At 64.5% G+C, this 20,437-nt stretch carries 21 protein-coding genes; 17 read left to right on the top strand and 4 right to left on the bottom strand.

Going from position 1 to position 20,437, the window contains the following annotated elements; translation table 11 throughout:
* The first annotated feature begins 365 nt into the window (after positions 1-365).
* Positions 366-1,874, top strand: a complete 1,509-nt coding sequence (locus RAD10_RS35845) for a replicative DNA helicase (RefSeq protein WP_091954885.1) — start codon at positions 366-368, stop codon at positions 1,872-1,874.
* 46 nt (positions 1,875-1,920) lie between these two features.
* Positions 1,921-3,198: an alanine racemase gene (gene alr / locus RAD10_RS35850; protein ID WP_461621202.1), complete on the top strand. Its 1,278-nt coding sequence runs from the start codon at positions 1,921-1,923 to the stop codon at positions 3,196-3,198.
* Positions 3,199-3,337: 139 nt separating this feature from the next.
* On the opposite strand, the gene RAD10_RS35855 is transcribed toward alr, so the two are convergent.
* Positions 3,338-3,559, bottom strand: a complete 222-nt coding sequence (locus RAD10_RS35855) for a cysteine rich repeat-containing protein (RefSeq protein WP_461621129.1) — start codon at positions 3,557-3,559, stop codon at positions 3,338-3,340.
* A 40-nt stretch (positions 3,560-3,599) separates the two neighbouring features.
* Here RAD10_RS35855 and RAD10_RS35860 point away from each other — a divergent pair, with 40 nt between their 5' ends.
* Positions 3,600-4,376 carry an exodeoxyribonuclease III gene (locus RAD10_RS35860; RefSeq protein ID WP_461621130.1) on the top strand — a complete coding sequence of 259 codons (777 nt, stop codon included), beginning with the start codon at positions 3,600-3,602 and terminating at the stop codon, positions 4,374-4,376.
* A 120-nt stretch (positions 4,377-4,496) separates the two neighbouring features.
* Here the strand turns inward: RAD10_RS35860 and RAD10_RS35865 are convergent, their stop codons facing one another.
* From RAD10_RS35865 to RAD10_RS35875, 3 genes are all read right to left on the bottom strand, one after another.
* Positions 4,497-5,312, bottom strand: a complete 816-nt coding sequence (locus RAD10_RS35865; protein WP_461621131.1) for a DUF4886 domain-containing protein — start codon at positions 5,310-5,312, stop codon at positions 4,497-4,499.
* Between the two features lie 97 nt (positions 5,313-5,409).
* On the bottom strand, positions 5,410-5,778 hold the full coding sequence (locus tag RAD10_RS35870) for a GFA family protein (RefSeq protein WP_461621132.1): 369 nt from the start codon (positions 5,776-5,778) through the stop codon (positions 5,410-5,412).
* Positions 5,779-6,013: 235 nt separating this feature from the next.
* Complete coding sequence (locus tag RAD10_RS35875) at positions 6,014-6,790, bottom strand: potassium channel family protein (RefSeq protein ID WP_461621133.1); 777 nt, start codon at positions 6,788-6,790, stop codon at positions 6,014-6,016.
* Positions 6,791-7,471: 681 nt separating this feature from the next.
* Between RAD10_RS35875 and RAD10_RS35880 the strand changes: the two genes are divergently transcribed.
* From RAD10_RS35880 to RAD10_RS35945, 14 genes are all read left to right on the top strand, one after another.
* Entirely contained in the window at positions 7,472-8,212 is a 741-nt protein-coding gene (locus RAD10_RS35880) for a FadR/GntR family transcriptional regulator (protein WP_018317590.1), read from the top strand.
* Positions 8,213-8,263: 51 nt separating this feature from the next.
* Positions 8,264-9,163, top strand: coding sequence for an NAD(P)-dependent oxidoreductase (locus tag RAD10_RS35885; protein WP_461621134.1), 900 nt, complete (start codon positions 8,264-8,266; stop codon positions 9,161-9,163).
* Between the two features lie 10 nt (positions 9,164-9,173).
* The gene (locus tag RAD10_RS35890; protein ID WP_461621135.1) at positions 9,174-9,857 is read left to right on the top strand and encodes an amino acid ABC transporter permease; all 684 of its coding nucleotides are present in this window, start codon (positions 9,174-9,176) and stop codon (positions 9,855-9,857) included.
* A 7-nt stretch (positions 9,858-9,864) separates the two neighbouring features.
* On the top strand, positions 9,865-10,533 hold the full coding sequence (locus RAD10_RS35895; protein WP_026201880.1) for an amino acid ABC transporter permease: 669 nt from the start codon (positions 9,865-9,867) through the stop codon (positions 10,531-10,533).
* A gap of 1 nt (position 10,534) precedes the next feature.
* Positions 10,535-11,290, top strand: coding sequence for an amino acid ABC transporter ATP-binding protein (locus tag RAD10_RS35900; RefSeq protein ID WP_461621203.1), 756 nt, complete (start codon positions 10,535-10,537; stop codon positions 11,288-11,290).
* Between the two features lie 20 nt (positions 11,291-11,310).
* Positions 11,311-12,105: a transporter substrate-binding domain-containing protein gene (locus tag RAD10_RS35905; protein ID WP_461621136.1), complete on the top strand. Its 795-nt coding sequence runs from the start codon at positions 11,311-11,313 to the stop codon at positions 12,103-12,105.
* A gap of 68 nt (positions 12,106-12,173) precedes the next feature.
* The gene (gene rpiB / locus RAD10_RS35910; RefSeq protein WP_018317596.1) at positions 12,174-12,620 is read left to right on the top strand and encodes a ribose 5-phosphate isomerase B; all 447 of its coding nucleotides are present in this window, start codon (positions 12,174-12,176) and stop codon (positions 12,618-12,620) included.
* Between the two features lie 13 nt (positions 12,621-12,633).
* Complete coding sequence (locus RAD10_RS35915) at positions 12,634-13,551, top strand: ribokinase (RefSeq protein ID WP_461621137.1); 918 nt, start codon at positions 12,634-12,636, stop codon at positions 13,549-13,551.
* A 58-nt stretch (positions 13,552-13,609) separates the two neighbouring features.
* Positions 13,610-14,338 carry a sulfite exporter TauE/SafE family protein gene (locus RAD10_RS35920; protein WP_461621138.1) on the top strand — a complete coding sequence of 243 codons (729 nt, stop codon included), beginning with the start codon at positions 13,610-13,612 and terminating at the stop codon, positions 14,336-14,338.
* Between the two features lie 16 nt (positions 14,339-14,354).
* A complete protein-coding gene (gene radA / locus RAD10_RS35925; protein WP_461621139.1) occupies positions 14,355-15,803 on the top strand; it encodes a DNA repair protein RadA in 1,449 nt (482 codons plus the stop codon).
* Between the two features lie 166 nt (positions 15,804-15,969).
* On the top strand, positions 15,970-16,599 hold the full coding sequence (locus tag RAD10_RS35930) for a CvpA family protein (protein ID WP_254148836.1): 630 nt from the start codon (positions 15,970-15,972) through the stop codon (positions 16,597-16,599).
* A gap of 27 nt (positions 16,600-16,626) precedes the next feature.
* A complete protein-coding gene (gene purF, locus RAD10_RS35935) occupies positions 16,627-18,150 on the top strand; it encodes an amidophosphoribosyltransferase (protein WP_461621140.1) in 1,524 nt (507 codons plus the stop codon).
* A gap of 175 nt (positions 18,151-18,325) precedes the next feature.
* Positions 18,326-19,066, top strand: coding sequence for an SDR family NAD(P)-dependent oxidoreductase (locus RAD10_RS35940; protein WP_461621141.1), 741 nt, complete (start codon positions 18,326-18,328; stop codon positions 19,064-19,066).
* Positions 19,067-19,144: 78 nt separating this feature from the next.
* Entirely contained in the window at positions 19,145-20,287 is a 1,143-nt protein-coding gene (locus RAD10_RS35945) for an NHL repeat-containing protein (protein ID WP_461621142.1), read from the top strand.
* Positions 20,288-20,437 lie beyond the last annotated feature (150 nt).

Genomic DNA, 20,437 nt, shown 5'->3' on the forward strand with positions numbered 1-20,437 from the left:
GATCGTTACCGGCGTCGGGGCGGCTCTGGTTGCGCTGGTCTACCTCCTGCTGGTCTGAAGGCGAGCCCAAAGCCGCCAGCGCGCGTCTTTTCGCGCGCATCTGGATTCGTCTGCGCGCCAATCCATAAGGTTCACGCATAAGGCTCATCGTTTCAGGATTTTTCCATGGTGCGGGCGCGGCCGCTTTCCAGGCCGGGGCGAGTTCCGCAAAAATCCGTCAAGCGCGACGCATGCTGCGAGCGCTAATCATCCACCATTTTAACTGAGCGGTTGATAGCGGTCAGCTTTCGCTTCCGCTTTGCACCGAGGCGGCGCTTTATCCCGGCCCCGCATCCGCCCAAGAAAATTGCTAAGCACGTCCGACCATGGCCCTGACTGATTCGAACGTCCTCAAACTCGCACCCGAGCCCGGAACTCCCGCCTATCGGAGCGCGCCGCATAATATCGAAGCGGAACAGAGCCTTCTGGGCGCGATCCTGGTCAACAACGATGCGTTCTACCGTGTCTCCGACTTCCTCGAGCCGAAGCATTATTTCGAGCCGCTGCACCAGACCATCTACGAGACCGCCGCCAGCCTGATCCGGATGGGCAAGATCGCCACGCCCGTGACGCTGAAGACGTTCCTGCCCGCCGACACCGATGTCGGCGGTATGACCATCGGGCAGTATCTGGCGCGCCTCGCGGCCGAAGCGACCACCATCATCAATGCCCAGGACTATGGCCGCACCATCTATGACCTGGCGCTGCGTCGCGACCTCATCGGCATCGGTGAGGACATGGTCAATGTCGCCTATGACGCCCCGGTCGATTTCGCGCCGCGGGCGCAGATCGAAGATGCCGAGCGCCGCCTCTACGAACTCGCCGAGTCCGGCCGCTATGACGGCGGATTTCAGAAATTCTCGCAGGCGCTCGCGGTCGCGGTCGATCTCGCTGCAAAGGCGTTCCAGCGCGACGGCAAGCTGTCCGGCATCTCGACGGGCATGCGCGACCTCGACACCAAGATGGGCGGCCTGCAGCACTCCGACCTCATCATCGTCGCGGGCCGTCCCGGCATGGGCAAGACATCGTTGGCGACCAACATCGCCTACAATGTCGCGCAAGCCTATGTGCCGGAACTCCAGGCCGACGGCACCACGAAGGCCGCCAATGGCGGCGTGATCGGCTTCTTCTCCTGCGAAATGTCGGCCGACCAGCTCGCAACCCGTATCGTGGCCGAGCGCACCGGCGTTCCCTCCTCCCACATCCGCCGCGGCGGCATCTCGGAAGCCGATTTCGAAAAGATCCGGGAGGTCTCGATCGAGCTGCAATCGCTGCCCTTCTACGTGGACGCCACCGGCGGCTTGTCGATCGCGCAGCTGATGGCGCGCGCGCGCCGGCTGAAGCGGCAGAAGGGCCTCGACCTGCTCGTGATCGACTACATTCAGCTGCTCTCGGGCTCGGGCAAGCGCAGCGATAATCGCGTGCAGGAAATCACGGAGATCACGACCAGCCTGAAGGCGCTGGCGAAGGAACTCAATGTTCCCGTGATCGCGCTGTCGCAGCTCTCGCGTCAGGTCGAATCGCGTGACGACAAGCGGCCGCAGCTCTCGGACCTTCGTGAATCCGGCTCGATCGAGCAGGACGCCGACGTCGTGCTGTTCGTGTATCGCGAGGAATATTACCTCGCGATGAAGGAGCCGCGCCCGGGCACGCCTGAACACGAGAAGTGGCAGCTTGACATGAGTCTTGCGCACGGAAAGGCCGAGGTCATCATCGGCAAGCAGCGTCACGGCCCGACAGGCACGGTCGACCTGGCCTTCGAAGCCTCGGTCACGCGGTTTGGCGACCTCGCCCCTGACAGTCAGCTCCCGGTTCGCAGCGGCAACGACTACTGAGTTCCTTGAACAGGACCTGCCTCTTGCGTAAAACGACGCCATGACAATGGCGTCCGACCCGAAAACCATCTCACAATCCGGCCTTCTCTCCGCGGAGGCCAACCGGGCTGCCGCGCTCGCTGCCTATGGCGGCTTGCTGACCGTCGATCTCGACGCCATCATTGCCAATTGGCGCAAGCTCGAGAAGACGGCAGTGCCGGCCGAATGCTCGGCGGTGATCAAGGCCGACGCCTATGGCTGCGGCGCCGCCGAGGTCGCGCGCGCGCTGAGCAAGGCCGGCTGCAAGACCTTTTTCGTCGCCACCATCGAGGAAGCGCGCAAGGTGCGCGCAGCCGTGCCGGAGCCCACGATCTACGTGCTCGGCGGCTATTTCCAGAATACCGGCGAGCACTACGCCAAGATCAATTGCCGTCCTGTCATCGGCGACCTCAACGAGCTCGCCGAATGGGACGTGTTCTGCCGCCGCACCGGCTGGACCGGGGGTACGGCCGTTCACATCGACACCGGCATGAACAGGCTCGGCCTGACGCTATCGGAAGCGCAGGCCATCATCCCCCGCATCAATGCCGGCGATCACGGCATCACGCTGGTGATGAGCCATCTGGTCTCGGCCGAGCAGCTCAACAGCCCGGTGAACGCCAAGCAGCTCGCGTCCTTCCGCGCCATCGCCAGCGAATTCTCCGGCGTGCCGGCGGCGCTCGCCAATTCCTCCGGCATCTTCCTCGGCGCACCGTTCCAGTTCGATATGGTGCGGCCGGGCGCTGCGCTCTACGGCGTCAACCCGACGCCGGAGGCCGACAATCCGATGCAGCCGGTGGTCGACCTCAAGGCGCGCATCGTGCAGATCCGCAACATCGAACGCGGCGAGAGCGTCGGCTATGGCGGCACCTGGACCGCGCGGCGGCCGACCAAGCTCGCGATCATCGCGGTCGGTTATGCCGACGGCTATTTCCGCGCCGCCAGCTCTAATGACGGCACCCGCGGCGCCGAAGTCATCGTCGCCGGCAAGCGCTGCCCGGTCGCTGGCCGCGTCTCCATGGATCTGATCGCGATCGACATCACCGATCTGCCGCCGAACGCGGCGCGGCGCGGCCATATGGTGACGCTGCTCGGCGAGGGCATCACCGTCGACGAGCTCGCGCATCATTTCGGCACCATCGGCTATGAGGTGCTGACCAGCCTCGGCCACCGCTACGCCCGCCTCTACAAGGGCGGCAATGTGGAGGAGCCGCTGGTGAAGCCGGCGGCCGCGCAGACCGCCGAGCAGCCGCCCTCCCCACCGCCGGTCGAGCAGCCTGCGGCCCCGCCGCCGCTGCCGGGTTAGTCCGGATCAACACGCGCGTGCCCCGGACGCGGCGCAGCGCTACTTCAGCGATGCGCTGCAGAGCCGGGGCCCATCTCTCAACAGTGCACCGTGTCGCCTTCCGGGTCCCGACGCGCGTCCGGGACACGGAAGGGATCGCTTATTTCTTCTTCCTGTTGTCCAGCGCCGCCTTGCAGGTCGCGCTGAGCTGGTCGCGCTTGTCGGTGAGGCAGGCGACGACGCGCCCTCCACCCGGCGCGATGCCGGCGCAGAATTTATCATAGTCTGCCTTGCACGCACCGCGCGGGTCGGACGATTGTGCCGACGCGGCCCCGGAGAACGCGAGGACGACGATGATGGCGGCAAAGTTCAGCTTGGACATTGTATCTCCGGGTACGGAAGGCAGGAGCCGGTAGCTCTACATGAAGATCGCGACATTCAACATCAACAACGTCAACCGCCGCCTGCCCAATCTGTTGGCATGGCTGCGCGCAGCAAAGCCCGATGTCGTCGCGCTTCAGGAATTGAAGGCAAGTGATGGCGAATTTCCGGCGGCCGTGATCGAAAAAGCCGGCTATGGCGCGGTGTGGCGCGGACAGAAGACCTGGAACGGTGTCGCCATCCTCGCCCGCAATGCAGAGCCCATTCTGACCCGCGACCGCTTGCCTGGAAAACCCGGCGATCTCGAAGCCCGCTATCTCGAAGCCGCCGTGCGCGGGATCATCGTCACCAGCATCTATCTGCCGAACGGCAATCCGCAGCCGGGTCCGAAATTCGATTACAAGCTGGACTGGTTCGCGCGCCTCAGGCGCCACGCCAAGAGCTTCATCAAGCAGGATCTGCCCGTGGTGCTCGCCGGCGACTACAACGTCGCGCCTACGGAGCTCGACATCTATCCGACGCGCTCATGGGACAAGGATGCGCTGATCCAGCCAAAGAGCCGCGCAGCCTTTGCTTCGCTCGTAGAGCAAGGCTGGTGCGATGCGATCCGCGAGCTGCATGCGGACCAGCGCATCTACACGTTCTGGGACTACAAGCGGAACCGCTGGCGGCGCGATGCGGGGCTGCGGCTCGATCATCTCCTGCTCAGCCCTGCCCTTGCCCCGCGCCTGGCCAAGGTCGGCGTCGACAAGAAAATCCGCGGCGAGGATGGCGCCAGCGATCACGCGCCGGCATGGGTGGTGTTGAAGGAACGTTGATGCCGTAGGGTGGATTAGCCCCGCGGCTGCGCGAAGCGCAGTCCGCTGGCGTAATCCACCGCTTCTGTTTCTGCGGACACGAACAGTGGTGGATTGCGCTTCGCTAATCCACCCTACGCACTATCGCCCATAATAGTCCTGCACCGTGTCCCACGCCGCCTTTTGCAGAAGCCGCGTCGTCTCCGCGTCCAGTCCCATGATGTAGGAATTGTCGACGGGCGAACGGCCTGTCAACGCGGCAAACGTCACGCATGCCGCAAGATAGGTGCCCGCCGGACTCGGATGCCGCTTGTCCAGTGCATACAGATTGAGTTCCGGCTGCAGCTTGCGCACCCGCGCGAAGGCAAGACCTGCGGGAATGACCAGCGCATCGTTGGCATTGCCTGCGATCGTATAGGCCTCGGCCAACGATTCCGTCATCTCCGGCTTGTCGGCATAGGCCCAGGACATGAACAGCACCGGCCGCATGCCGTGGACGCGAACGATCTCGCTGTCCTTCTTCGCGAAACTCGCGAACGCGTCCTTCAATTGCGGATGGACCGGGCACTGGCTGCAATCCATCATCACGACGGCGTCGTACTGCCGTCCCGGCTTGTTGAAGATGACGTTGTTCTGCTCGTCGAAGGAATAAGCGCCGAGGCCGCCCGGCCGCAGCAGATTGTCCATGTCGTGCCAATCGAGGCCGGAGCCGCCGATCGTCACCATGGTGTTGCGGTACACCGCCTTGTTCGCGGGATCCACAGCCCGCTCCATGAAGGTGAGATGCCCGGGCATGCCGTTGTTGTAGTAGAAGAAGCTGTTGCCGACGAACAGCGCTGCCTTGGGGAAGTCCGGTCCGAGCGAAGTCACCTTCGGCTTGGTCTGCGCCTGGACATTGAAGCCGGCTGCAACGGCGAGACACATTGCGAGCATGACTCGCGCAAAAAGACGCATCATGGCTTCCTCCCCTTTTCTCCAGGGCCGGAACCAAATCAGCTTTTCAAAATGGCCTCAAGAGCACGTACATGCAGCGGACATCCGCCCGCATGCATGCTCACCACAAGTTCTTGCCGTCGATCATGTTGACCGGCACCGCCTCCAGATCGAAATCGTCGAACAGGCGCGCGTTCACCGCGACCTTGGGATTGTCGAAATCAGGCTTGCCGGTCGACCAGTCCGGCGACTCCGAATAGGTGCCGCATCCGCAGCTTGCACAAAAATGATGTTTGACGGTGCGACTACCCCACAAATAGGTCGCGACGTTATCGGGCGGAGACAACAGGCGAAACTGCGCCGGCGTGTAATAGGCCCACAGCGCGCCGCGCTTGGCACAGAGCGTGCAGGTACAGCGCGTCACGCCAGTTGGCGCCTCCGTCACCTCGAACACCGTCTCACCGCAATGACAGCTTGCCTCGATCGGCATGGTCCGCTCCCCGTTTTGTCAGGAGATGGTCGTAGCCTGCCCCTGCTGCCAACATGCTGTCAGCAGCGGGGCGGATGGGCAAGAAACGTGAAAACAACCCCATGCACAGTAGCCGCCCTCCGTCGATTCAATGACTTACGGGTACCCCGAATGTCGGATTGCCCTCGCCCCGGCAAAACACCGCGCGATGTCAGCATGAGAGACGTCCACCGGCGTTGCCGGGCGCGAGAGCTGTTCAGGTGGCGCCTTCGTCGGGAATATTGAGAACAACGCCACAGGCCTTGCAATGCACGGCGTCGGCATCGTGCCTCTGGAGCCCGCAAGCCGGGCACGGAAATCGCACCTTGTGGGGACTGAGCAGCGCGCGTGCGAGATTGAAGAACAGCGTTACGCCGAAAATCATGATCACGACGGTGATGAGACGACCGAGCGTGCCCGGCAGGGTGATATCGCCGAAACCGGTCGTTGTCAGCGCCGTGACGGTGAAATACAGCGCATCGGCATAGTTGTGGATCTCATTGTTGCGAAACTTCTGGGTCTCGTAGACGATCCCCGTCATGACGAATATGAAAACGGCGAGGTTCGTCACCGCGAAGATGACCTCTTCGTTGCGACGAAAGAACGGAGAATCGATGCGGAGCCTCGCCAGCATCTGGTAGTCGCGAAGCAGCCCCAGCGTTCGCAGGATCCGGAGAAAGCCGCCCGCCTCGCCGGCAAGCGGTGCCAGGAAAGATACGATCGCTACCATGTCAGCCCAGGTCGCAATCTGACGGAACTTCCGAAGGGGATGCCGGCCGACGAGGAGTCGCGCCGAGAAATCGGCAAGCAGAAGCATGCCGAACAAAACGTCGAGCGTCTCGATGATCTCACTGGGAGGCAGGAACGAGGTTGCAATGATGAACAGCACCGTCACGATATCGAAGGCAAGCAGCGCGTAGCGGAAGCGCACGCCGCTCGGCGTTGCGCCCTCGTAAAGGCCGCGGACGCTGCTTCTGAGAGAATTGAGGGTCACGGCATCATGATCGCGGTTTGCACGGATGATGGCAACTCGGAGAGCGCGCCGCAAGATCGAACCCAATCGCTGCTGTCTTTGGCCGAGAAGGTTTGCGAACCACGTGTTGGGAGATGACCGAAACGAACGTCTGCCATACCGACAGTCGGGGCCAGCCCGCGATGCATCATGCGGCGCGAGCACCTTCGGCAGGACTGCCGCGGAAAGCCTTAAGCCTGTCGGTGCGAGGAAGGCAGTCCGCGGCGTTCCTGAGAGGAACGTCCGCAGTGTTGAAGCCGACGCGATCGACATTGTTGCGGATGTCGGATCGGTAACTCGTCGTGTGGAGAACGAATATCTTCGTCGAAGAGGTGCTGCCAGGTCGATGTGGAGATAGTCGACGTTCGCCGTCCAGTTTGCCGCAAGCGCCGTCTCAATGCCGCCGCCGACGACCCAGTTGCCGCGATCGTAGCGATAGCTGCTCGCGGAGCCGAGCCGGAGGTGCGGACTGGGCGATGTCGTCATCGACGCGGCCAAGCGACGCCGCCGGTGAACTAAGGCCGGACCTGCGGCGCGGCGAAGCGCGCGTTCCGTGGCCAACCAGATACCCGCGATTTCCGACCGGGTTGAGAGCCGAGCCTCTTGACCTCAGCCCCTTGGTCAGCATACTGGTCTGACCAAGATCAGACCAGTGGGACGGGAATGGAGCTCAAGCGGGCCACCGAAGGCGAAAAAGGATTCGAGAAGGTGTTCGCTTTCCTGCGCGAACGCCTGCTCGCTGGCTCGCTCAAGCCTGGCGACCGCCTCATCTCGGAACGCGAGCTGGCAACTCTCCTCGGCGTCAGCCGGCCGATCGTCCGCGAGGCACTGCGGGCCCTCACCGTGCTCGGCATCGTCGAGATCCGCGACCGCATCGGCACCGTGGTGACCCGGCCGGACGTGTCGGTGCTGAACGACTTCTTCACCTTCGCGCTCGCCCAGCAGGCGGACATGCTCGACGACGTCATGCAGGCGCGCGTCGCGATCGAATGCCAGGCGATCCGCCTTGCCTGCGAGCGCGCCAACATCGCCGATTTCGAGCGTCTGCAGCGCGCACTCGCGAAGATCGGCGAGACGATCGACGAAGCCGATGCCGGCGGCATGGCCGATTTCGACTTCCACCGTGCCATCGTCGTCGCCTCGCATTCGGAGACGCTGACGGTCCTGCATGGTTCGTTGGCTGGCCTCTTGACCCATTCGCATCGCAGCCGCCGTGAACTGGTGCAGGCCTTCCCGTCGATGAAGACCTATCTGATCGACGATCACCGCCGCATCTTCGAAGCCGTGATTGCGCGCGACCCGGAGCGGGCGGACGCGACCCTGCGCAAGCATTTTGCCATCGGCGACGAGTACCGGCGGCGCGCCATCGTCGGCGACATCGACAAGACCAGCGCCTCGGGATGATCGCGGCAGCGCGGTCAACCAAGCCAATCAACCAAGAAACGGACTGATCACATGGGACGGAACGACAAGGGCAATGTCGGCTTCATCGGCATCGGCACGATGGGCCGAGAGATGGTGCGCAACTTGCTGATGGCCGGCCACGCAGTTCGCGTGTTCGATCTCGACGAGGCGGCACTGGCCGACAGCGCCAGGGAAGGCGCGACTCGTACCAGGAGTCCCGCCGATGCCGCGCAAGGCGCCGACATCGTCATCACCATGCTGCCTGACACGCCCCATGTCGAGGCGACCATTTACGGCGAGCAGGGCCTGCTGAAGTCGCCGCCACCAGGCAAGCTCATCGTCGACATGAGCACGATCTCGCCGGTCGCCGTCCGCCGCATCCATGCCGACCTGCAAAAGATCGGCGTCGGCTTCATCGACGCGCCGGTCTCGGGCGGGCCGGTTGGCGCCAAGAATGCCGCGCTCTCGATCATGGCCGGCGGCGATGCCGACGCGTTCGCCAAGGCCGAGCCATTCTTTCGTGCGATGGGCACCACCATCACGCATGTCGGCGCATCCGGCGCCGGCCAGACCGTCAAGCTCTGCAACCAGCTGATCTGCGGCATCAACATCCAGGCGATCTGCGAGGCGCTGGCGCTCGGCCGCGCTTCGGGCCTCGATCTCAATCTGCTGCGCCGGGTGCTGCTCGGCGGCTCCGCGGCCTCCTGGATGCTCGACAAGCTCGGCCCCCAGATGATCGCAGGCGACGTCTCCGCCGGCTTCCGGATCGATCTCCAGCTCAAGGACCTTCGCCTGGTCCAGGAGCATGCGCAGGCGCTCAGCGTGCCGCTCCCCGGCACCGCGCTCGTGACCAGCCAGTATGTCGATGCGCGCGCGCATGGCGAAGGAAGCAACGGCAACCAGGCGCTGTTCCGCGTCTACGACCGCATGACCAACCAGACAACCGGCTGAACGAGTGGCGATGAGCCTTCAACTCGACTTTCCCGCAGTGCTGGAGCGTTGGCCGAGCTTTCTCGCCGGCGCCGTCCTCACGCTGGAGCTTGCCGCCTTCGCGACGGTGCTCGGCGCCCTCCTCGGCACGCTCGCGGCGGTCGGGCGCGGAACGCACAACGCGCTGATATCAGGCGTCTGCAAGGTCTATGTCGAGACCATCCGCAACACACCGCTCTTGGTGCAGATCTTCCTGGTCTATTTCGGCCTTGCCAGCCTGGGGCTGAAATTCTCCGCTTTCACGGTGGCCGTGGCCGCGCTGACGATCAACGTCGGCGCCTACACCGCCGAGATCATGCGCGCCGGCTTCGAGGCGATCCCGCGCGGACAGATCGAGGCGGCCGAGGGCCTGGCGCTGTCGCGCCTCCAGATCTACTGGCACATCATCCTGCTGCCGGCGATCGAGAAGGTCTATCCGGCGCTGACCAGCCAGTTCGTGCTGCTGATGCTGGCCTCTTCCGTCTGCTCGCAGATCTCGGCCGAGGAACTCACCGCCGTCGCCAACTACATCCAGTCGGATACGTATCGCGCGTTCGAGACCTACATCATCGTCGCCGTGCTCTACGTCATCCTGTCGCTGGTGATGCGCGCCGGCTTCTGGGGCCTCGGCCTCGTGCTGTTTCCGCGCCGTCGCCGGCTCGGCACGCCATTGTGAGATGATCATGGGCGGACATCTCAACATCAATCATCTGATGTTCCTCGGCCAGGGCGCGCTGTGGACCATTGGCCTGTCGGTGATCGCGCTGATCGGCGGCGGCATCGTCGGTTTCGTGATCGCGCTCGCGCGGATCTCGCCGCTGAAATCGGTACGGATCGCCAGCGCCGTCTATGTCCAGCTCATCCAGGGCACGCCGCTGCTCGTCATCCTTTTCCTCGGCTATTTCGGTCTCGCCGCGATCGGCCTCAAGGTGTCGCCGCTCGCTGCTGCCGGCGCCTCGCTGACACTGTACGTCGCCGCCTATCTCGGCGAGATCTGGCGCGGCTGCATCCAGTCCGTGCCGAAGCCGCAATGGGAGGCCGCCGAAGGCCTGGCGCTGAGCCGGACCCAGCGCATGATGAAAGTTATCCTGCCGCAGGCCATTCGCATCGCCACGCCGCCCACCGTCGGCTTCATGGTGCAGATCGTCAAGAACACCTCGCTCGCCTCCGTCGTCGGCTTCGTCGAGCTGATGCGCTCGGGTCAGATCGTCAACAACTCGCTGTTCGAGCCGTTCGCCATCTACGCCATCATCGCCGTCATCTATTTCGCCATGTGCTATCCGCTGTCGCTGTTCAGCCAGAGGCTGGAACGGCGGATGGGGCGTGGCAGATCCAACCTCGCGCCGGCCTGACATGCAACAGAACCCCTCCTCCAATTCAATCGTGTCGCTCCGCGACGTGCAAAAGAGCTTTGGCTCGCTCCGGGTCCTCGATGGCGTCAGCTTCGCAGTCGAGCGCGGCGAAGTGCTGGCGCTGATCGGCCGCTCAGGCTCCGGCAAGAGCACGGCGCTGCGCTGCATCGACCGTTTCGAGAAGGTCGACGGCGGCGAGATCGTCGTTTGCGGGCATAGGGTCGACCGTCCCGACGTCGATCTGCGCGCGCTGCGCCAGGACGTCGGCATCGTGTTCCAGAGCTATAATCTGTTTCCACACCTGACGATCGAGCAGAACATCACGCTGGCACCCTGCGCCGTGAAGGGCCTGGCGAATTCGCAGGCCAAGGACCTCGCGCGGAAAGTGCTGGCGCAGGTTGGGCTCGAAGAGAAGCTGCACGCCTATCCCGAGCAATTGTCGGGCGGCCAGCAGCAGCGCGCCGCGATCGCGCGCTCGCTCGCCATGCAGCCGAAGGTGATGCTGTTCGACGAGGTCACCTCTGCGCTCGACCCCGAACTCACCGCCGAAGTGCTGAAGGTGATCGAGCAGCTGGCGGCGGACGGCATGACCATGGTGATGGTCACGCACGAGATGGGCTTTGCCAAAGGCATCGCCGACCGGATCGTGTTCATGCATCGCGGCAAGGTTCACGAGACCGGCCCCGCCTCGATCCTGACATCGCCGACGACGCCGGAGCTCACGCAATTCGTGGGCACCGGAAATCTAAAATCATAACAGGGAGAGGAGAACTAGGGATGACCAACAAGACACTGCTTGGGACCGCGGCCGCGCTGCTCGGCCTCGTCATTTTGTCCGCCACGCCGGCAACGGCCGACCTGCTCGACGACGTGATGAAGGCCAAGAAGATTCGCATTTCAACCGATCTTGCGATTCCGCCCTCGGGCATGATGGATTCCAGCATGAAGCCGACCGGCTCCGACGTCGAGGTGGCTCAGCTGCTCGCCAAGGACTGGGGCCTCGAGCTCGAATTCATCCAGACCACCGGCGCGACCCGCATCCCCAACGTCCTGACCGGCAAGGCCGACATCATCATCTCGACCCTGTCGGTGACGCCCGAGCGCGCCAAGGTCATCGACTTCACCAAGCGCTATGCGACGCTGCAGTCCGACGTCGGCTGCCTGAAGTCGATGAACGTCAAGGACTGGCCCGACCTGAAAGGCAAGACCATCGGCGTTTCGCGCGGGACCACGCAGGATACCACCCTGTCCAACATGAAGGACAAGGAGCTGACGATCGCCCGCTATGACGACGACGCCACGGAAGTCACGGCGGCCGTCTCCGGTCAGGTCGATTGCGTCGGCACGTCGGCCACAATCATCAACCAGATCGGCGTCAAGAATCCCGCCCGCATCTTCGAGTCGAAGATTCCGCTCGCGACCTTCGACCTCGCCATCGGCCTGAAGAAGGGCGAGCAGCGCCTGATGGACAAGCTCAACGGCTGGATCACCGAGAACGTCAAGAACGGCAAGCTCAACGCGATCTACAAGAAATTCCACGGTGTCGAGCTGCCGCCCGACATGCGTAGCTGAACGAAAGAGAAGCCGTGACAGCCGCTTTCCGGCTGTCACGGTCAATGCAAAATCAAGAAGGACACCACATGCGTCTCGTCATCGGATCCGACCACGCCGGCTGGCCGCTCAAGCAGACCGTTATCGACCACATCCGCAAGCTCGGCCACGACATCGTCGATGTCGGCTCCCATGACGACAAGCCGGTGGACTTCCCCGACATCGCGCGGGCCGTGGCGCAGAAGGTGACGTCGGGCGAAGCCGCACGCGGCATCATGGTGTGCGGCACCGGCGTCGGCGCCTCGATCGCGGCCAACAAAATGAAGGGCATCCGCGCCGCGGTCTGCCACGACGTTCATTCCGCCCATCAGAGCGTCGAGCACGACGACGTCAACGTCATGTGCATCGGTGCGCAGATCGTCGGCGCCTGGCTGGCCGTGGATCTCGTCTCATCCTACCTCTCCGCGGAGTTCTCGACCGACGAGGATTTCCGCCGCCGGGTCGAGAAACTGCGCGTCATGGACGAGCAAGGCTGAGGGCCTCTCCACCATGATCCTGGTGTTCGGGTCGCTCAACATCGACCTCGTCGCGAAGGTCCCGATCATTCCTGGCCCTGGTAGGACGGTGCTGGCGCCGTCCTACCAGACGCATTTCGGCGGCAAGGGTGCCAACCAGGCCGTTGCCGCCGCGCGGATCGCGGGACCGGGACAAGTCCGGATGGCGGGCCGCGTCGGCCGGGACGGGTTTGGCGACAGTGCGATCGAGAACCTCAGGGCTAACGGTGTCGACGCCGATCTCATCGCCAGGGCCGACGCGCCGACCGGCTGCGCCTTCATCACGGTCGATCAGGCCGGCGAGAATGCGATCACGGTGGCGAGCGGTGCCAACATGACCGCGAGTGCCGGAGATCTTGGTGCCGCACTCTTCACGCCCGACACGGTGCTGGTGCTTCAGATGGAAGTGCCCTTCGCGCAGGCGCTCGAGGCTGCGCGCAGGACCACATTGGCCGCCGGCACCGTCGTCTGGAATCTCGCGCCCGTCCCGGAGAGGATGACCCGCGAGATGGTGACAAAGCTTCTTGCCGTGACCGACCATCTCCTCGTCAACGAGCACGAGGCGCTGGACGCCGCCGCAGCCATCGACCTCGCTACGTCCAGTTACGAGGCCGCTGCCGCGGACCTCGCCAGGGCCGGCGACCTCACCTGCATCGTGACCGCCGGTGCGCAAGGCGCGCTGGCCGTGACGGCCGACGGCTCCCGCTTCCGCGCAGCTGCTCCACGGATCACGCCGGTGGACACGACCGGCGCCGGCGACACCTTTGTCGGCGCGTTTGCGGCCATGCTGAGCGAAGGCGTGTCGCTGCAGATTGCGCTCGATGTGAGCTGCGAAGCCGCCGCATTGAAATGCCTCAAAGCCGGCGCCCAGACCGGCATGCCGATGCGCAGCGCACTAGGTTCCCTCGCCTAGCACGAATCGCCCATATCGCTGCCCGCGGCTAAACTCTCCCGATTCGTGGGAGACCGTTTTGGCCTTTCTCTTCGTCCTCGTCGTCGGCCTCGTCGCCGGCACCATCTCAGGGATCGTCGGCACCGGCTCGTCGATCATGCTGATGCCGGTGCTGGTCTATGCCTATGGGCCGAAGGAAGCGGTGCCCATCATGGCGGTGGCGTCCGTGATGGCGAACTTTTCGCGGATCCTAGCGTGGTGGCGCGAGGTCGACTGGCGGGCTTGTGCGGCCTATTCGGTCACGGGCATTCCGGCGGCCGTGCTCGGCGCACGGACGCTGCTGGCGCTGCCTTCGCATGCGGTGGACCTCGCCATCGGCATCTTCCTGATCGCGATGGTGCCGGTGCGGCACTGGCTGGCGCGGCACGACCTCAAGGCCAATCTCTGGCATCTGGCGATCGGCGGCGCCGTGATCGGCTATCTCACCGGCATCGTGGTCTCGACCGGCCCGCTCAGCGTGCCGCTGTTCCTGTTCTACGGACTCAGCAAGGGCGCTTTCCTCGCCACCGAGGCGGCCTCCTCGCTCGGCCTCTACTTCGCGAAATCCGTGACCTTCGAGCGTTTCGGCGCGCTGACCGGCGATGTCTTCACGAAGGGCCTGATCGCGGGCGCCTCGCTGATGTCGGGCGCCTTCATCGCAAAACGCTTCGTGCTGCACCTGAAGCCGGACGTGTTCCGCCTGCTGATGGACGCGATCATGGTCGCGGCCGGGCTCTCCATGCTATGGAACGCGACGCAATCTCCCTGAGCATTATTGACGCCCCATGGCCAAGAACACGCTTTCCTTCATCTGCCAGAACTGCGGCGCGGCCTATAACCGCTGGCAGGGCAAGTGCGAGTCCTGCGGCGAGTGGAATACGCTCGCCGAGGAGGACACCAGCGGCAGCGTCCCCGTCTCGATCCGCTCCAAGCGCAAGGGACGGACGTTTGCGCTGGAGAGCCTGTCGGGAAAAACCCAGGATGCTCCTCGCCTGTCCTCAGGGATGACCGAGCTCGACCGCGTCACCGGCGGCGGCTTCGTCCGCGGCTCGGTGCTGCTGGTGGGCGGCGACCCCGGCATCGGCAAGTCGACATTGCTGACGCAGGCCACCAGCATGATGGCGCGCGCGGGCCACCGCATCGTCTACATCTCCGGCGAAGAAGCAGTCGCGCAGGTGCGGCTGCGCGCCGAACGGCTCGGGCTGTCGGATGCGCCGGTGCAGCTCGCCGCCGAGACCTCGGTCGAGGACATCGTCTCGACGCTGTCCGAGGGCGCGGTCCCGCGGCTGATCGTGATCGATTCGATCCAGACGATGTGGACCGACACGGTGGAATCCGCGCCGGGCACGGTGACCCAGGTGCGCGCCTCGGCGCAGGCGCTGATCCGCTTTGCGAAGAAAACCGGTGCGGCCATCATCCTGGTCGGCCATGTCACCAAGGACGGCCAGATCGCAGGCCCCCGCGTGGTCGAGCACATGGTCGACGCCGTGCTGTCGTTCGAGGGCGAAGGCTCGCAGCAGTTCCGCATCCTGCGCGCCGTGAAGAACCGTTTCGGCCCGACCGACGAGATCGGCGTATTCGAGATGACCGGCCTTGGCCTGCGCGAGGTCACCAACCCCTCCGAGCTGTTCCTGTCCGAGCGCGATCTGGGCACGCCCGGCACCGCAGTGTTCGCGGGCATCGAGGGCACGCGGCCCGTCCTGGTCGAATTGCAGGCACTGGTGGCGCCGACCTCGCTCGGCACCCCGCGACGGGCCGTGGTGGGCTGGGATCAGAGTCGGCTCTCGATGGTACTGGCGGTGCTGGAGGCCCATTGCGGGGTCAAGCTGTCGGGCCACGACGTCTATCTGAACGTGGCGGGAGGCCTGCGCATCCACGAGCCCGCGGCCGACATGGCCGCCGCGGCCGCGCTGGTGTCCTCCCTGGTTAATGCGCAGTTACCCACCGATGCGGTCTATTTCGGCGAGATTTCACTCTCTGGCGTGATCCGGCCGGTGGCGCAGACCCCGGCCCGGCTCAAGGAGGCGGTCAAGCTGGGCTTCAAGCGCGCCGTGCTGCCCGAATCGGCCCGAGGCGGGGATGCCGGCGGTGACGCCGGACTGTCCCTGAACGCGGTCAACAGCCTGACGACATTGGTCGCAGAGATTGCCGCCAAGGGCTCCCGCCGGGGCGAATCGAACGCGCCGGCAGAGAAAAATGCCACACCGGCAAGATTCCGCCGTGGAGAGGGTTAGGTGGAGGTGACGTCGGAGGCCCCCGCCGCTATACAGCCGTCACAAAAGCAGCATGGGATTGCGTGGTTGCGGCCTTGCCGGGAACGCCGTCTGCCCCTCTTTTAGGGCAGCGGCCAAACACCGATTCGCTGAGCACCTTCGACGTACGAGCGGACCAGACCAGCCGATGCCAGTAACACTCCTCGACCTGATCCTGCTCGGTGTGATGCTGATCTCGGGCCTGCTCGCCATGGTCCGCGGCTTCATGCGCGAAATCCTGTCGATCGCGGCCTGGGGCGCGGCGGCGATCGTGACGCTGTACTCCTTCTCGAAGCTGCTGCCGACCGCCAAGACCTATTTCAACAACGACACCGTCGCGAGCGTGGTCGTGGTCGCCGGCGTGTTCGTCGGCACCCTGGTCGTGGTCTCCGTGATCACGGTCCGGATCTCCGACATGATCCTGGATTCCAGGATCGGCGCGCTGGACCGCACCCTCGGCTTCCTGTTTGGCCTGGCTCGCGGGCTTTTGATCGTCGTGGTCGCCTTCCTGTTCTTCACCTGGCTGGTTCCAGACAAGCAGCGCCCGGACTGGGTGACGGGGGCCAAATCCCGCGTCGTGCTCCAGGGAACCGGGGATTGGCTGATGGCCCTCTTGCCTGACGACCCCGAGAACACCATCTTGAAGAGATTCAAGAAAAACAAACCAGATGATGATCAAGCTGAATCCGAGCAGCAGCCTTCGGGCGGTGGCGACGGTTACAGTAAACCTGCTCGTGACAGTTTGAAGAAACTGATCGAGAAACCTGCGGCGCGTTGATTGCCCTTAAAGAGAGGCGCGGACGAGATGCGACACCCTGACCAGGACGCCCAACTTGATCTCGATCCTAACGCCGGTCCAGGCCCGGCCGCGCTAGAGGTTCAGGACGACCTGGAAGGAGATACGCTGCGCGAGGAATGCGGCGTCTTTGGCATCTATGGCCACCCGGACGCCGCCGCCATCACCGCGCTCGGCCTTCACGCCCTTCAGCACCGCGGCCAGGAAGCCGCCGGCATCGTCTCCTACGACGGCAGCCGCTTCCACAGTGAACGCCGCCTCGGGCTCGTCGGTGACACCTTCTCCCGCCGCGAGGTGATCGACCGCCTGCCCGGCAATATGGCCGTCGGCCATGTCCGCTATTCCACCACCGGCGCCACCATCCTGCGCAACGTGCAGCCCCTGTTCGCCGAGCTCAATGCCGGCGGTCTCGCGGTCGCCCATAACGGCAACCTCACCAACGGCCTGACGCTGCGCCGCGAGCTCGTGAAGCACGGCGCGATGATGCAGTCGACCACCGACACCGAGGTGATCCTGCACCTGGTCGCGCGCTCCAGGCGCGCCCGCTTCATCGAGCGCTACATCGACGCGCTGCGCGAGATCGAGGGCGCCTATGCGCTGGTCTCGCTGACCAACAAGAAGCTGGTCGGTGCGCGCGATCCGCGCGGCATCCGCCCGCTCGTGCTCGGCGAGCTCGACGGCTGCCCGATCCTGACGTCGGAGACCTGCGCGCTCGACATCATCGGCGCGCGCTTCATCCGCGACATCGAGCCGGGCGAAGTCATCGTGTTCGACGAGAACGGCCAGGACATCCACAAGCCGTTCCCGCCCATGGCGCCGCGTCCCTGCATCTTCGAATACATCTATTTCTCCCGTCCGGATTCCATCGTCCACGGCCGCTCGGTCTACGAGGTCCGCAAGGCCTTCGGTGCGCAGCTCGCGCGCGAGAGCCACGTGCCGATCGACGTCGTCGTGCCGGTGCCGGATTCCGGCGTCCCCGCCGCGGTCGGCTACAGCCAGCATTCCGGCGTGCCGTTCGAGCTCGGCATCATCCGTAACCATTATGTCGGCCGCACCTTCATCCAGCCGACGCAGGCGATCCGCGAATCCGGCGTGCGCATGAAGCACTCGGCCAACCGCGCCGCGATCGAAGGCAAGCGCATCATCCTGATCGACGACTCGCTGGTGCGCGGCACCACCTCGAAGAAGATCGTGCGCATGATGCGCGATGCCGGCGCCAAGGAAGTGCACTTCCGTCTCGCCTCGCCGCCGATCCTCTATCCCGATTATTACGGCATCGACCTGCCCGACCGCGGCGGCCTCCTGGCCGCGACGCATTCGCTGGAGGAGATGCGCGAGATCATCGGCGCCGACTCGCTCGCCTTCCTGTCGATCGACGGCATGTACCGCGCCATGGGCGAACCCGGCCGCGACCCCGCCAATCCGAAATTCTCGGATCACTGCTTTACCGGGGCCTATCCGACCCACCTCACCGACCAGACCCAGACCGAGCAGCAGCCGCGGCAGCTGTCTCTGCTGGCGGAGGCGAGCTGACCTTCTGCTGTCATTCCGGGGCGCGTGCAGCGCGAACTATGGTGCGCAATTGCGCACCCGAGAATCTCGACGTAGGCCGGTAAGCTCTGGATTCCGGGTTCGGTCCTGCGGACCGCCCCGGAATGACGGCGTGATGGGGGCTTGTCCCAGCCATCCACGCCTGTAAAACCCCGCAATGACCAAACCCCTCGCTGACCGCATTGCTCTCGTCACCGGCGCCTCGCGCGGCATCGGCTATGCCACCGCGATCGCGCTCGCCAAAGCCGGCGCGCATATCGTGGCGGTGGCGCGCACGCAGGGCGGGCTGGAAGAGCTCGACGACGAGATCCGAAAACTGGGTGGCAGTGCCACGCTGGTACCGCTCAACCTCACCGATTCCGACGGTATCGCGCGTCTCGGCGCCGGCCTGCACGAACGCTACGGCAAGCTCGACATCCTCGTCGGAAATGCCGGCGTGCTCGGCCCCTCCTCGCCGATCGGTCATATCGAGCTGAAGACCTTCACCGACGTGATGGCCCTCAACGTCTCCGCCAACTTCCAGCTGATCCGCTGCATGGAGCCGCTGCTGAAGCAGTCCGATTCCGGCCGCGCTGTGTTCATCACCTCGGGCGCCGCCAACAAGGCGACCGCCTATGTCAGCCCCTACGCGGCGTCCAAGGCCGCACTGGAAACACTGGCTCGCGCCTGGGCGCAGGAGACCGCGAACACGAAGCTGCGCGTCAATCTGTTCAACCCCGGCCCGGTCCGCACCCGCATGCGCGCGACCCTGATGCCGGGCGAAGACCCTGAGACGCTGGATACGCCCGAGCAGGTCGCCGAATTCATCGTGCCGATGTGCGCGCCTGACTGGACCGAGACCGGCAAGTTCTACGACTACAAGACGCGCAGCCTGATGAGCTTCCGCTCCCCGGCCTGATTGACTCGACTGCCTCCCCGCGATTGGCTGCCCGCGCGTAAGCGGCAGCAAGCCGCACGCCAAAAAAGGGAGGTTGCCATGGCGCCATGGCATGATCGCGCGGGCTCTAAGTCTGCGCTCGCACGTCACGCACTCTCCATTCTGATCGCAGCAGTCGCCTTCGCGTTTCCGGTTGCGTCGAACGCCGGCGACGTGCCGACTTTTGCGGTCGATTCCTCCTGGCCAAAGCAGCTGCCGAACAACTGGATCCTCGGCCAGGTCGGCGGCATCACCGTCGACTGGCAGGGCCATATCTGGGTGATCCATCGCCCGCGCTCGCTCACCGACGACGAGAAAGGCGCAAGCCTCACTCCGCCGCGCTCGAAATGCTGCGTGTCGGCGCCGCCCGTGCTCGAATTCGACGTCGACGGCAATCTGCTCCGGTCCTGGGGCGGTTCGGGCCAGGGCTATGAATGGGTCGGCCGCGAGCATGGCATCGAGGTCGACGAGCGCGGCTTCGTCTGGGTCGGCGGCAATGCCGACAACGACAACGCCATCTTGAAGTTCACGCTCGACGGCAAGTTCGTCGCCCAGATCGGCAAGTTCGCCCCGAGCCTCGGCAGCAACGACACGACGCAGCTCGGCAAGCCCGCCGAGACCGCGCTCGACAAGGAGGCCAATGAGATCTACGTCGCCGATGGCTACGGCAACCGCCGCGTCATCGTGTTCGATGCGACGACGCTGGCCTACAAGCGGCACTGGGGGGCCTACGGCAACAAGCCCGACGATGCCAAGCAGGCGCCCTACGATCCCAAGGCGCCGGTGTCGCAGCAATTCGGCAATCCCGTCCACTGCGTGAAACTCGCCAATGACGGCCTCGTCTATGTCTGCGATCGCATCAACAACCGTATCCAGGTGTTCAGGAAGGACGGCAGCTTCGTGAAAGAGTTCTTCTTCGAGAAGAACACGCTCGGCAACGGCGCGGTGTGGGACATCGCGATCTGGCCCGATCCGAAGCAGACCTATCTGCTTAGCGCCGACGGCGAGAACAACGAGATCCGGGTCATCAAGCGCGAGGACGGCAGCGTGGTCGGCAGCTTCGGGCACAACGGCCGCAACGCCGGTCAATTCCACTGGGTGCACGCCATGGCGATCGACGCGAGGGGTAACGTCTATACCGCCGAGGTCGATACCGGAAAGCGCATCCAGAAATTCAAGCTGACATCGGACGCGCTCAAATAGCGTCTCAACGCATTTTTCCCAAAAAGTTAACCGACGGATGACGCTAGGACGCAGCGTCATCCGGCTTTAGGCGCATTGCCGCCGGCCCTGGGACAGGCTAGAGCCAATCAGCCGGAACAAGGCTCCGCAAGAGAGCCGTCCGCATATTTG

The organism is Bradyrhizobium sp. 23AC, assembly GCF_054863025.1.